Annotated in this window: 10 protein-coding genes, 1 tRNA gene and 1 pseudogene; 4 read left to right on the forward strand and 8 right to left on the reverse strand. The window is 34.1% G+C overall.

The window, feature by feature from the left end; all coding sequences use genetic code 11:
• Window positions 1-7: 7 nt before the first annotated feature.
• Both AW732_RS02660 and AW732_RS02665 read right to left on the reverse strand, forming a co-directional pair.
• Window positions 8-310, reverse strand: a complete 303-nt coding sequence (locus AW732_RS02660) for a 4Fe-4S binding protein (protein WP_007403030.1) — start codon at window positions 308-310, stop codon at window positions 8-10.
• Between the two features lie 142 nt (window positions 311-452).
• The gene (locus AW732_RS02665) at window positions 453-665 is read right to left on the reverse strand and encodes a hypothetical protein (protein ID WP_067958139.1); all 213 of its coding nucleotides are present in this window, start codon (window positions 663-665) and stop codon (window positions 453-455) included.
• Window positions 666-777: 112 nt separating this feature from the next.
• On the opposite strand from AW732_RS02665, the gene AW732_RS02670 reads away from it, so the two are divergent.
• The 4 genes from AW732_RS02670 (at window position 778) to AW732_RS02685 (ending at window position 3,385) form a co-directional block, all read left to right on the forward strand.
• Window positions 778-2,043 (forward strand): MBL fold metallo-hydrolase, encoded by a 1,266-nt coding sequence (locus AW732_RS02670; protein ID WP_067958141.1) that lies wholly within the window; start codon window positions 778-780, stop codon window positions 2,041-2,043.
• 1 nt (window position 2,044) lies between these two features.
• Window positions 2,045-2,887, forward strand: coding sequence for a DNA glycosylase (locus AW732_RS02675; RefSeq protein WP_067958143.1), 843 nt, complete (start codon window positions 2,045-2,047; stop codon window positions 2,885-2,887).
• 33 nt (window positions 2,888-2,920) lie between these two features.
• Window positions 2,921-2,995 (forward strand) — tRNA-Arg (locus tag AW732_RS02680).
• Between the two features lie 39 nt (window positions 2,996-3,034).
• Window positions 3,035-3,385, forward strand: a complete 351-nt coding sequence (locus tag AW732_RS02685; RefSeq protein WP_067958146.1) for a hypothetical protein — start codon at window positions 3,035-3,037, stop codon at window positions 3,383-3,385.
• On the opposite strand, the gene AW732_RS02690 is transcribed toward AW732_RS02685, so the two are convergent.
• The 6 genes and pseudogenes from AW732_RS02690 to AW732_RS02715 all read right to left on the reverse strand — a co-directional run.
• Entirely contained in the window at window positions 3,382-3,843 is a 462-nt protein-coding gene (locus tag AW732_RS02690) for a plastocyanin/azurin family copper-binding protein (protein WP_067958148.1), read from the reverse strand. The two genes, AW732_RS02685 and AW732_RS02690, sit on opposite strands and share 4 nt — an antisense overlap.
• Window positions 3,844-3,895: 52 nt before the next feature.
• Complete coding sequence (locus tag AW732_RS02695) at window positions 3,896-5,494, reverse strand: cytochrome b N-terminal domain-containing protein (protein ID WP_067958150.1); 1,599 nt, start codon at window positions 5,492-5,494, stop codon at window positions 3,896-3,898.
• Entirely contained in the window at window positions 5,478-6,083 is a 606-nt protein-coding gene (locus AW732_RS02700) for a Rieske 2Fe-2S domain-containing protein (protein ID WP_067958153.1), read from the reverse strand. Before AW732_RS02700 ends, AW732_RS02695 begins: the two co-directional genes overlap by 17 nt.
• A gap of 45 nt (window positions 6,084-6,128) precedes the next feature.
• The gene (locus AW732_RS02705; RefSeq protein WP_067958154.1) at window positions 6,129-9,929 is read right to left on the reverse strand and encodes a S8 family serine peptidase; all 3,801 of its coding nucleotides are present in this window, start codon (window positions 9,927-9,929) and stop codon (window positions 6,129-6,131) included.
• Window positions 9,930-9,937: 8 nt separating this feature from the next.
• Window positions 9,938-10,876, reverse strand: coding sequence for a hypothetical protein (locus AW732_RS02710; RefSeq protein ID WP_067958157.1), 939 nt, complete (start codon window positions 10,874-10,876; stop codon window positions 9,938-9,940).
• Between the two features lie 142 nt (window positions 10,877-11,018).
• Window positions 11,019-13,775 (reverse strand): annotated as a pseudogene (locus AW732_RS02715) (hypothetical protein); the annotation flags it as partial.

The following is a 13,775-nucleotide window of genomic DNA, read 5'->3' on the forward strand; positions in this document are numbered from 1 at the left end:
TTTACACTTAAAGTGCTGCGTCTTCTGCCCAACCTTTGATGAAGATACCGTTTTTGTGAAGAGGTACTGGTTGTCCAGCAGTGTAATTCATTGGTCTCATCCAAAAGATTGATTTTGTTGGGCATACACCGATGCATGCACCATCAGAAATACATCTTTCTGGGTAGAAAACAAATGCTTTACCTCTCTTCCAGCCTTCAACAGGTTTTACCCTAAGGACATCAGGACCAAGAGTTGTACAGATTTCTACACATAGTGCACATCCGATACATCTTTGTTCATCAATGTCTGGAAGTATTGCTATTGGCATTACAAAAACAAATGACCAATATGACTATTTAAACCATGATTGAATATCATAACCCTGTTATGAAAATGATCGACAAAAAATTAATGCGCAGAATCTAGAATTAAAAAATTTAAAAAACAAAAAGTTAACGTGAATTTCACGTTTATTTTCTCATTGCATCAATTTGACCAGATGTTACCCAATCGAGTAATTCTGCTGATGATGGATTAAGGTCTGCTTTCTTGTTCATAAGATTGTTAACCCAAATCCAGTTGATCTGGTTTAGAAGTACTTTATTTCCTTCATCGCCTGCACGAGTTTTTGCTACGACAGCTTGGTCTTGTTGAGCTATCCACTCATCATAGGTTCTTCCCATGAGGATCCATTCTTAGCTGTCACTAATTAAAGCTTTTGTCGATTCCATATTAGGTATAATGATCGCTTAAAATCTAAAAAGGTTTTAAGGACGAGAAAAACGCATCAAAGTCTTGGAAGTACAAGTATTAGGTGCTGCAAATGAAGTGGGAAGATCAGGATTTTTAGTTGATTGTAATGGTACTAAATTATTATTAGATTATGGCGTAATGTTTGGAAAAAGAGGTTCACCACCACAATACCCATTACATGTAAAACCCAAAGATTTGGATGCAATTTTGATTACTCATGCTCATTTAGATCATTCAGGAAATGTTCCATCATTGTTTGTAAGTGGAAATACAGATGTTTATGCAACTCCACCGACATTTGACCTTTCAAAATTATTGATTAATGATATGCTAAAAATTGAAAAAAATTCACATCCATTTGACTTGCCTGAATTAAACAATATGATGAAAAATGCTAAAGAAATTGGATTTAAACAAAAAGTGACAAAAGGCAATGCAACATTTGAATTTAGAGAGTCAGGTCATGTTATAGGTGGAAGTACAGTTTTAGTGGAATCAGAAAAAAAGAAATTATTCTATACAGGAGATATCAAAACAAATGGCTCAAGAATGTTACGAGAAATGGACACAGATATTGGAGAAATAGATTTACTAATAACAGAAAGTACATATGCAAAAACTGAACAAATACCTAGAAAGACATCAGAACAACAATTAATTGAATTTGCAAATGAAGTTATGGACAGAAAAGGAATATTATTCATTCCGTCATTTTCAGTTGAACGTTCTCAAGAGATGGCATGTATTTTACGAAGTGCAAATTTTAAACATAAAATTATCATGGACGGAATGGCATTAAAAGTAAATGAAATAATGTTTAAACATCCAGAATATCTTAGGGATCCAAAAATATTTTCTGAAGCAATTAAAAGTTCAACTGCAATTTATGAACATGCAGAAAGAAAACGTGCAATGGGAGAACCATGTGTTGTAATTTCACCAGCTGGAATGCTAGTTGGAGGAAATGCTGTATACTACTTGCAGCAATTATCATTTGATAGTAAGAATGGAATTGCACTAGTATCATATCAAGGCGAAGGTACACCTGGAAAAAAATTACTAGATACAGGAAAAGTATCAACTAGAGGAAGTGATCTTAATGTTCAAGCAGAAGTAAAACAATTCCAATTTTCTGGACATGCAGACAGAAATGAATTATTTGATATGATAAAAACAATTAAAGGAAATCCCAAAGTATGGGCAGTTCACGGGGATTCTGAGTCTTGTCAGACATTTGCTCAAGAAATTCATGAGCAATTTGGTTTGGATGCATATGCTCCAACAGTTAATGACAAAATAACAATTTAAGATGAGAAATAAATTCACTATAGATATAGATAATTCAATAAATAGTGGTCAAGTTTTTCTTTGGCAAAAAAGTAAAAATTATTGGTATGGAATAGATGGTCAAAATATTTTAAAAATTAATCAAAAGGGCAAGATACAATCAATGCAAAATATGAAAACAAGTTTTTTGAGAAAAAATGACGATATTGAAAAAATAATTAAATCAGTTTCAAGAGATAAAACAATCAAAAAAGCTGTAAAAAAATATGAAGGATTGAGAATATTCAATCAAGATCCCTTTCAATGTATGATTTCTTTTATTATTTCATCAAATTCCAACATTCAAAAAATTAAAAGCAGTTTAGAAAAAATTTCAAGAAAATTTGGTAAAAAAGTGGTAATTGAAGATCAAGAATTTTTTTTATTTCCAAAACCTGAAAAAATTGCAAAGGCATCAATTAGTGAAATTAAAACTTGCGGAGTAGGATATAGGGCCCCATTTATCAAAGAGGCAGCAAAAATGGTGACTGAAAAAAAAATAAACTTTGAGTATTTGAAAAATAGCAATTATGATGAAACAAAAAGAAATCTTCGATTAATTCCTGGAGTAGGAAATAAAGTAGCAGATTGTATAATGTTATTTTCTTTAAATAAATTGGATGCGTTTCCATTAGATACGTGGATGATCAAAATTTTAGAAAAATATTATTCAAAAGAATTTCAAATTGAAACAAAAACAATTACAGAAAAACAATATGAAATACTTCATGAAAAAATTGTAGATTATTTTGGACCATATTGTGGATTTGCTCAGCAATTTTTGTTTAAAATGGAAAGAGAAAATTATGAAAAAAAATGGCTGTAAACCCTTAAAATGTCAATTAATTGGTAGGTTTCTGGGCCTATAGCTCAGCATGGATAGAGTGTTGGACTTCTAATCCAATGGTCAAGGGATCGAAGCCCTTTGGGCCCACTTAACAAATTATTTATTCAGAATTAAACAAAATTCTGTATGGGAGATTTAGAATTCAAACTAAATTCAACTGATATACATCAAAATTCAGAGATTGTGGGTACAATTGATGTTTCATATCCAGGACGGTATGATGGAGTAGTAGTCAATACAACAATTTTGGACTCAAATGAACATATCATTTACAAATCATATAATCAAAAAAAGATATCACAGCACGTATCAAGATTATTTATCAACAAGGATACAATGCCTGAAAATAAAGCAGAATTTTCAGCAGTAATTGAATTTGAGCCAACACAAGAATATGAGGTAAAATTTAGAGTATCAATAATAGAACAACACAAAGAAATTGAAAGTAAAATAATTTTTGCTAAATATTCTAACTAGAATCTACTCTTTTCAACCTTTAAGGAACCAATCATCCAAGGATGTGGTTCACAGTGGTAGTGTAGTTCTTGTGGTTCAGTGAAAATAAATTCATAAGATTCTCCTGGCATTACAACTCCAGGGGAATTAAATTCACCACTGTATGCATCCATATGTCTATGATCTGCAGTTACAGTATGTGGAGTATCATCATCATTCATCCAAATTACATGGTTATCTATTGTCAAAGTAATTGTTGGACTGTTTGGAACATAACTAGGGTTTCCTTCAGTAGCTGCACCTTGAGCGATACTGATTATGAAACTTTCAGTTGGTTCCAAAATATGTATATCAACAGAAGGTTTTTCTAAAGATTCTGGAAGCCAAAAAGATGTATAAAATACAAGTACAGCTCCCATTCCAATAATTAATGCAACTACACCAATGCCATATGCATGACTTGATGTAGAAGTACTCATAATTTTTGTAGATTTTCCAAGTTCTTATAAAGCTTGGTTAGAATTTGTACATTCAAGGTTTTGTTAGATCTTGAGAACCCAAATTAGGATCACTAGTTGAGTCAGTATTCAAATCAGCTTTTGTTGTGGGTGTTGGAACTGTTGGTGCAAACTCTTGAGGTTTTTTTTCTGAAGCATCATCTGGAAGTTCAGATGGTTCACCAGTTGAATCACCTGTAACTTCTGGAGTTGTTTCAGATTCAGATAATTCTGGTAGGTCCTCTTCAATTTTAACAGGTGCTGGTGGAGGTGCATTCTTTTGTTGGGCAATAGCATATCTGTAGATATGGAAGAATGCTGCAAATACCAACAAAATTATTCCAATTAAGAACAATGAAACATTCTTCATTCCTGTTAATGCCGCATTGTAAGCTGCAATGTTGAGGAATACTTGGAATGCTAACAGTGCAACTAGTAACCAATTAATCCACTTATCTGAAAGATTGATGGTTGCAACTTTTTGTGGACCAGCACTTTTTGCAAGCTTTGATTTTCTTTCAGCTTCATTTGCAAGTTTAATCATCATGTATGTGAATCCAAATCCTAGTGGGACTAGCAATAGCATTGTTCCGTAGAAGAATATTGGATCAATTACTAAACGTTCTACTAATGGAATTGATACGTCTGGAGAAATATAGAATCCCCAATAGGTTGTTACCATAATCTGTGCAAGACTGGTAATACCAAATGCAGTAACCATTGGTCTATCTCTCCATGAAAATTTCTTGTATCTATCAAGGAATGGAATCAATACCAGCGCTATGATAAACACTAATGGCCACAACAGACCTGTAACAAACTTATCATATTGAGTTCTCATAAAAGCATAAATTCCAGTAAGGTACCACTCAGGAACTGTAACGCCTGGAGGCACTGTAGGTTCAAATTTGAATCCTAAATCAATTGGGAAAACACCACCAGTAATCAAAATTGCCCCACCAATTGCCATAACCATTGGAACATCAAATACAAGGAATCTTGGGAAGTGTACTGCCATTAATCCCAGCATTACAATAGGTAGCAAGAACACGTGTTGTGCATAAAATCTTAAAACGAAATCTGAAAATCCACTACCCAGCGCCGCATCTCGAATTGTAGGGCCAACTACAGGGATAGAAGTTGTCAGCGACGCAGCAATACTGATTGCAAGTTCTGCTCTTTCACTAAATATTACATCATAACCAGTAAATGCTTCAAGAATAGTAACAACTCCTAAAATTACACCAGTCATCCATAAGACTTCATTTCTAATTTTGTATCTTCCACTAAAGTATTGATAATACATGTGTAAAACAGCAAGTAAGACCATAGCGTTAGAACCATGATAGTGAATGTTTCTAATATGAAAACCAAATGGTACTTCATCATTAATGAATTCAACACTATCCCATGCTCTATCTAAAATTGGTTGATAGTAAAACATCAACAGAGCTCCGGAAACTCCAAGAATAATAAATACAGTAAATGTTAACATTCCTAAAAATCCAAATGGACTTACAAATCTTGCAGGGAAAGAAAATTTTATAGCTGTAAAAATAGTTCTATCTACTCCATCCCAAATCCAATAAAGTAGGGCTACTATACCCGTATGTCTACTAAGTGAAACGGCCATATCCAATTACTCCATTACTATTTGCATCAAATTTAGGTGGTAAAATGTAAACAAACCCGTCTGAATCTACTTCCAAAGTCAATTCAGGTAAAGTATCTGATGGAGCTGCTTGTAATGATGCAGGGCCAACAAATGCTGTTCCAGTTAGTGGATCATACATACTTCCATGACATGGACACTCACCTCTCTTTCTTCCATCATCAGGCCAATACTTCCACAAACACCAAAGATGAAGACAAATCATACTGTATGCACGGATACTAGTTGCGTCACTTTTTCCGCCACCTAATTCTTCAGGTAATCTGATAAATTGCCATTTACGAAATGCTTCTGCATCAAGTGCTGCATCTCCAGTTGCAGGATAAGTAATTACTTCAGCATGATTAATTTGATAAGAATTCAAATTTGCATGTGAGCCATCAGGTAAAATTACAGGAACTTTTTCCAAAGATGCTTGGTTTGGATTTGGCATATAGTCTCCAAATGGAATAAACGGTGCAAAAGCCAAACCTGTGCCTGCAGCACCCATTAATCTTAGAAAATCTCTACGGGACAGACCCTCAGATTTTTTAGTCTCAGCCTCTGACATTCAGCTAGAATACTCGACAAAATGGATATAAACCTTGTTTGAATTTTAGGTGTTTTTTTGTCTAATTATGAATATCATAGAGATTCCGATCGCTGTACCTACAACAATTCCAATAATTAATCCAATTTCAAAATCAGAATTATCAGTAGTTTGGAATAATAATTCATTTTCAGAAATTACTATAGGAGGATTATCAAGTTCGGTGAATTTTGTTGAATTATCTGAATCGATAACAATTGATTCTGATGGAAGAATAATTTCAGAGTTAGAAATGATGTCAGATGACAGATTTGTAAATTTTGTTTTTAGTGTAATTGATTCAGTAGTTGAATTTCCTCCAAATAATGTTGAATGTGTTAGTAGTGTATAGGTACCAGTTTGATTAATTGGAACATTTAGTATTGTTGATGTATTATCTTTATTTTTTACAGGATAAAATCCACCACCCTGACTAAAGAGAGAATTTCCTAACCAATCAAGTGAAGGCCATCCAAGAAAATGACCAAAAACTCCAGAAGGAACATTTGTTTGAATAATTTTTCCAGATGGATCCATTACAAATACTCCAAAATTAGTGTCATCTGATTTCCATGAAAGTTCAATGATTGCAGTATCAATCAAATCATTTTGAATATCAAAATAATATTGTCTCCAATCGCCAGCCATATATCGATTAGACATATCAAATGCACCTTTTGTAAATCCATTTCCATAAATTACATCATCAGTTAAAATTCCTTCAACAAAAATAACAGAATCTTTTTCGGTTACAGATTCTTTTACAACAAATGATACAGGTGCATTAACAGAATGTTCACTACTTTTAAAATTTAAAAATCCCTGATAAACACCAGTTTGATAATTCTCTGGAACAATTAGCGTTACATCCACAGTTACAGAATCATTTGGAGGAACGTCAATTACTTTAGAATCAGGCCACAGTACAGACCACTTATCATTTTTGTAATAACTTGCAGATAAAGTATAGTCCATTGATGTTGAATTTTGATTTGTATCACCCAACCAATAAGAATAACGAGACGGAACAGGATAAACTCCAACTAGAGGCTCTCCTTGGAATTTTTCTTTGGGTTCTGAAACACGTAATTCCTGAACTGTTCCCCATGAACCAGCTCTATTAACCATAGATAATTCATCAGAAGTTATTTCAGTATTGTTATTTTTATCAATCCAATCATACAGGTATAATGAAGAAATTTTTAGATCATCAGCATATGTGTCAGCAGTTGAATTCATAAATTGATCAAAAGGGAAATTGAGATTTAATATCATTAGTGAGGAATCATCAGGTATTGGATTTTGAGAATCAAAAAAATCCCCTAATCTATCATTGTCCTGAACATCTGATAATTTTACATAATTTGTAGAGTAAACCCCAGTTTTATTTAAAATAGAATCTTGTTGTCTAGGGATTGTTTGACCATCAAAACTAGAATTTTTTAACAATGAAATATTTTTGGATTCTAAATTTATTGTTAGTGTATTATTTGTAGGATTGTTTATTGTAAAAGTTGTCATTGTTCTCTCACCAGGAATTAATTGACCTGCAAACCAACTCGTCATAGGAAATGATTTTGATGAAAATTGAAATTTTTCTAATCCAATTTTTGTTGAATTAATATTTACAATTGAAGGTTCAAGAATTTTTTTAATATTTTCATAAGAGGCGTTATTATAAACAATAAAAACTCCATTACTACCATGAACATAATCTAAAGCAGATTCAATGTTTGTTAATCCAGATCCCTGAGTAAAAGGATCATTTTTTAGATCAGTTGCAGTCGACATCAAAATATTTTTTATTGTAAATGAATCATAATCTTGATATTGTTTTTTCATTTCTTCCATCAAAATTGCAGCACTTCCTGAAACAAGTGGTGCAGCCATACTTGTTCCACCAAATAATGAAAAAGGTTCATCTTTAGAATCTTTTAAAATATTTGAAGGAACAAATCCGTGAGCACCAATACTCATAAGATCAGGTTTAGGATCACCAATTAAACTAGGCCCTCTACTTGAAAAATCAACTATGTGGTTATGATGTATAGTATTATTTCCAAATCGCGGTTGATCCTTAAATGGTCCATATCCAACAAATACATTATTTGTAGTGGCACCAACTGAAATTCCAAATGGAGAAGAATTTGGCAATCCAATAGTTCCATAGCCATGACCAGAATTCCCCGCACTAGAAATTATTGTCACGCCTGGATAATCATCATGTAAAGAATGAGGCGTAGAAAGAACACTAAGAATCAAAGACAAGATATCCATACCTGGAGCATGTTTTGAATTCGGAAAATTTGAAATTCCCCAACTATTTGATATAATATCTGCTCTGGGTTTTCCTGAAAATTCCCAAGTGGATTCATTATTTGTAAATCCAGATAACCATAACCATCCATAAACAGTATCACCAAACCATAATGCTTTTACTGGTAAAATTTTTGCATCAGGAGCTACACCAATTATAGAATATTTTTTTGTATCATTGTAAATATCATAAGTTTCATGACCTCGTGAAGTAATAGATGCAGCACTAGCAGTTCCATGTCCCATAAAATCAGTCATCACACCAAAGAAATTTCCATCAGGATCTATCGGCGGAAGTAATGTACCATTTATTGCATTAAGAGAATCATCAATGATTGTAGAATTATTTCTTATTACACCATAAACATCTAAAACATTTGCACCTATTGTTCCTGCACTATAATCATTTTTTCCATCATCATCATGATCATATAGTAAAAACTCATCTCCACTACCCAAAACAATAGGAGTTTCATCAGTAAAATCAAAATCGTAATTAGATTTTTCATTTGAATCAGAATTATCTCTAGTATAATCTTGCCAAGAAGTACTCAAATCAGGAATAATAGTGTCATAGACGCCAGAAGAAATTGAATCAACAACTAAAACTGGAACGACTTGAATTTTACCAAACAATCCACCTTGATACATCACACCAAGATGATATATCCCACTTTGGGATTTGATAAAATCTGTAACACTGTGGCCAATTTTCATATCATTGGATAATGTTCCATTAAAAATTACTGAAGAACCAAATTGAGGAAAAAATGAATTGTAAACTTGGATAATTGTTTCTTTTCCACCTTGAGACACATCAAGAAAAACACCATCTCTTGTATGATAGATTGAAGAAGTCACGTTTTCTAAAATTGGTTTTGTAAAATTTCGAATTGTATCGTATTGACTAATGTTTGCTGCAAAAGTTGCATTTGTTAAAATAATTCCTTGGCCATCAGGATCCAACATAATAGGGCGATTAAATTTATCTCGTGCAAGTGAATGTTGAATATCAGGATTTGAGAAATCAACACCAGTATCTACAATTGCAACAACAACATCATTTCCAGTTGAATTGTATTTTTGTTTTGCAATAGTTGAACCAGTAATTTCACCTATTCGTGAGACATCAGGTATGATTTGTTCAGACTGATGAAAATCTAATTTAGAATCTTCAATTACATAGTATCCTTGAGAGATTAAATTAGATGCAGTTGTTTCTGAAAGTAAAGAAACAGAAAAAAAACCATGATCAGACTGTACGTCATACCTTGAATTATTTTTTAAAATATTATCAGGCAATGAATTTGAGCCAAAAATTAGATATCTTTTAAAGTTATTTTCAACAAAAAAATTAGAATTTATATCAATAATTTCAGAATCAGTAATTATTTTATTTTCTGAATTATCAAAAGAGTTCTGTCCATCAAATGGAAGTGCATGTATACTAATAGGTGAAAAAAGTAAAAAAAGAATTAAAACTATAGTTATTTTAATTTCAGATTTTTGCATAATTCAAACTATCTACGTCTAGCAATAATTGTAATTTGTAATGCAACTATAATTCCTATAGATGCAATAATTGGAAACAATAAGGAATTAAGTTGTGATGAAGCTTCTTCAATGGAATTTACAGATGTTGAAATATTATCAGTACTTTCATTGATATTTGTACTTGCAGTTGATAAAGTATCATCAAATCCCGAAATTTCAGATTTTAAAGTATTTAGTTCATTAGAAGTTTCATCTAAAATAGAGTTTAGTTTACTAATTTGTTTATTGATTCCTCCAAGATTCTGACTTAGAACATGAGTTGCTGCAAAACCTTTTGATGAAACCCCTTCATTAAAAACAGAAATTTGAAAGACATGAGTACCTTCTTGTCTTGGAGTGTAATCAAAATAATAGACTCCAGCATACAATGTCTTAAAATAATCTTTTAATGATAATGATGAGCCATCAGGTAAATGGAGTTGAGAATTTCCAAGAAGTTCAACAGGATCATTTCCAATATTTAGTCCATCACGAGTTGTTTGAATGAATACACGAAATGATTGATTTATCGCACCAGTTTCAGGTGCAAATACAACAGTATCAATTTGTCTTTCTATTGCAACAGAAATTAATTCTGTAGTTGATGAAAATTTAATTTCAATTTTCTTGGAGAAACCATTTTGTTCGGTACTTAATACTTCAACAACATAAGTTCCATACGGAACAGTTGGTGAAGGCTCAGGCCAAGTTAATAATTGATGGTTAAAGGTTCCGTCAGGATTTGTTTGTATTTGTTCAAATTTAGTAATAGATTCATCTGGTGCAAATAGTCTTAAAATTAAATTTTCTTCAGGTAAACCAGTTCCATAGACTTGTAGAGTGTGATCAGGGGAATAGACTTTACTGTTAGTAGAAATTTCTAACTCTGAGAAAGAATCCTGAATTGGAATTAATAGAAATATCAAAAGAACGGAAAATAATACAAAGTAATTCAATTTAATTTATTTCCAATCTACTCCTAGATATTACTTTTGAAAAAATTGTGCATAACTTTCGTTAAGAGGTATTCAAAAAAAAGAAAAAAAGGAAAATTAGAACTAGTTATTCTTACTGTACACTTATTGTTGTACTAACTGGTGGTGATAATGCCGTTGGATTATCTACTGATTCCCAAACGAATGCAGTTGCTGTGTAGCTACCACTTTCAGTTGGAATCCATGATAATGCAGGGCTGAATGATTGACCACTAGATAATGAACCTGTAATCCATGCGAGGGAGACTGTTACACCGTCACCGTCCTGAACTTGTACCAAGTATGCGAATGCTTGCTCTTTATCTTGACCATTTGCTAAGTCAGCAGTTAGTTGTACTTGTTGGTCAACGGAAACTGCGTTTAAGCTGTTACCGAATGCATCAACGGTTCTCAAGTTAGCAGCTGGTGCTCTCTCGAGAGGTGGTACAACAGTACCGATTAGTGATGTGGCTGTGATATCGAGTTCATCTGCAGTGGTGTATGGATCAGGTAGTGTATTGTCCTCATATTCTGCGGTGACTGTGTCACCTTCTGCTACTCTGAGTCTATGACCAGAAGAGTCGTTGGAAGTAGTAAAGAATACTGTTCCCTCGAAAATTCCAGTTGCCTCATTAGTTTCAGTTACAGTAAGGTCAATACCTCCGGCATCGGAGTCAGACCAAGCGTCAACTGTAAAGTTGTCGATTGCCTCTGGGTTTAAGTTCATATCTGCGTCAATTACTCTTACAACACCTGTTCCGCTTGCTGGATAGCTGGCCTCGAGCCATTGTACTTCACCGATATTCCATCTAATTAATGCAGAACCAACAACTGTTTCATCCTCTGAGAATTCAAAGGAAACGGTTAGACCGTCGTTATCGGTTGTTGCAAGTTTACCCTCTGTTGGACCGTTTCCGGTCGTCAAGGTGGTTGCATTATCTGTAATATCATTGGTACCGTCACCGTCTGCATCGTGTATCATACCTGCAAGTGTTACCTCACCGATAAAGATACCAGTGTCTGCTCCTGATTCAACGAGTTTGTATTGATCTAATTCGTTACCTCTAGTTGAGACCTTTATTGGGTCGCTACTAGTGTTACCAATTTCGTCAACTAAACCGCTGTCCATGTTATGGTCAGGGGCGACAATTGTGATGTAGACTTTGTCAGTCCATGTGTATACTTTTTGATCGAGTTCTATTGTTGCACCAAAGTTAGAAGTATAGATAGTTAAACCAATATCTTCATCATCTTGTCCAACATAGTCAGCTCCGGCTGGACCCCAGTCAGTGTATTCTAATTCGATCATTTCACCTCTATCTAGATTTTCACCAGAAAGGGCTGCAGGGATTTCTAGGACTACTTGGAAGATTCCAGTAGAGTCACCAGTTTCTCTGAGCTCAGATGGTTCAGGATCAAAGGTAGAGTTTTGATTACCAACAGATACTGTTGCAGCATCACTGTCCCACTCAATCAAGTCAAGTGTTACAGAGTTTGCTGTATCATTATCAAGGTCAAAGTCTGGCTCATTTAAGGTTAAGATCATATCTGAACCAATTAAGTAGACAGATTTGTCGGATTGTAATACACCGTTTCTAAGGTCGAAAGTTGCAGAGTCAGTTACAGTTTGTGATTTACCAGATGCATCGTAGTTATCAGTGTATGTTACAGTGATAATATCACCTTGTAACACACAACCGTTTCCAGCAGATTTACCATTAAATACAGATGGACAATTATTTGTTGGTCCATCAGTGTATGTAATGGTTTGATCATACTCGAATACACCAGAATCTGGTGAAACTTCTACGATTTTAGTGGCAGCATCTTTACCTACTTCAGCGACTTCAGTTGAATTAGATCCTCTTTCGATTTTGATTAATACAGATGAGTCTGTAATTGTGTCTTCACCTTGGGCGGAGACGTTGTAATCAGCATCTGTGACTCTAATGTGAACTTCTACATCACCTTGGGCTAATGCTCTGGCATAGTTTGCAGTAGTGTGCTCTGCAAATCTAGTATCAGAGGCATCTGCACCATAAGGTACTGGGTAGACTGTTCTATCAAAAGCAACAGAACCGGTGTTTGCATTAATGCTTGCACCATCTCCTACTTGGATAGATTCACCGGATGAGTTTCTGAAATCTTGGTAGTTAACTTCAATGTCTGTACCAGTTACTGTAACAACTGTATCAGTTGCTTGACTACAATAAGAGGTTGGGACTTGGAAGCTACCAGTAAAGATACCAGATTCTACACCTGTCTCTACTAATGTAAAGCCAGTTGCATGTAGACCATCATCACCTGTTGCAGCTGCTGAACAGTTACCTTCAGTGTAATCTACCCATCCTTCGTCATCAAATGTAATATCGAGAACTAAACCGGTGGCCAAGGTTGTACCTTCACCAACTACATCTCCAGTTGCCTGGGTTGTGTAGACATCGATTAGTTCAGAATCTGAGTTCATGTCTTGATCATCTAAAGTTACAACAACAGTATCTGCAATCTTGTAATTGTCCATATCAAATGAAACTACACCACTGTGTGTTGGAGCTTCTACTTGATCTGCAATTTGTGTATTAACACCATCTGCTCCCAAGTCAAGGTAATTGACTCTTGGAGAATCCTCGTCAGTCATATCTTGTTCGATAATAATATCGACATTTTGATCGATTGTTGAGAGGACAGTGTAGGTTGCTGGTTTATCGATATTGATTTGGTTTAACATTTCATATTCGATTGAACCTACAAAGGTTGCAGAGTTGTCATCAGTTTCCTCTAAGAGGATTCTGTAGATTGCGTTATTGATACCAGGTCCAAATGAGAAGACATCAAGTGCTACAGGAACATT

The organism is Nitrosopumilus sp. Nsub (assembly GCF_001541925.1).
Classification (GTDB): Archaea; Thermoproteota; Nitrososphaeria; order Nitrososphaerales; family Nitrosopumilaceae; genus Nitrosopumilus.

Excerpts from the sequence above, each read along its gene's own strand:
- AW732_RS02660 (WP_007403030.1), bottom strand. The coding sequence starts at position 310 with ATGCCAATAGCAATACTTCCAGACATTGATGAACAAAGATGTATCGGA.
- AW732_RS02665 (WP_067958139.1), bottom strand. The coding sequence starts at position 665 with ATGGGAAGAACCTATGATGAGTGGATAGCTCAACAAGACCAAGCTGTC.
- AW732_RS02675 (WP_067958143.1), top strand. The coding sequence starts at position 2,045 with ATGAGAAATAAATTCACTATAGATATAGATAATTCAATAAATAGTGGT.
- AW732_RS02685 (WP_067958146.1), top strand. The coding sequence starts at position 3,035 with ATGGGAGATTTAGAATTCAAACTAAATTCAACTGATATACATCAAAAT.
- AW732_RS02690 (WP_067958148.1), bottom strand. The coding sequence starts at position 3,843 with ATGAGTACTTCTACATCAAGTCATGCATATGGCATTGGTGTAGTTGCA.
- AW732_RS02695 (WP_067958150.1), bottom strand. The coding sequence starts at position 5,494 with ATGGCCGTTTCACTTAGTAGACATACGGGTATAGTAGCCCTACTTTAT.
- AW732_RS02700 (WP_067958153.1), bottom strand. The coding sequence starts at position 6,083 with ATGTCAGAGGCTGAGACTAAAAAATCTGAGGGTCTGTCCCGTAGAGAT.
- AW732_RS02705 (WP_067958154.1), bottom strand. The coding sequence starts at position 9,929 with ATGCAAAAATCTGAAATTAAAATAACTATAGTTTTAATTCTTTTTTTA.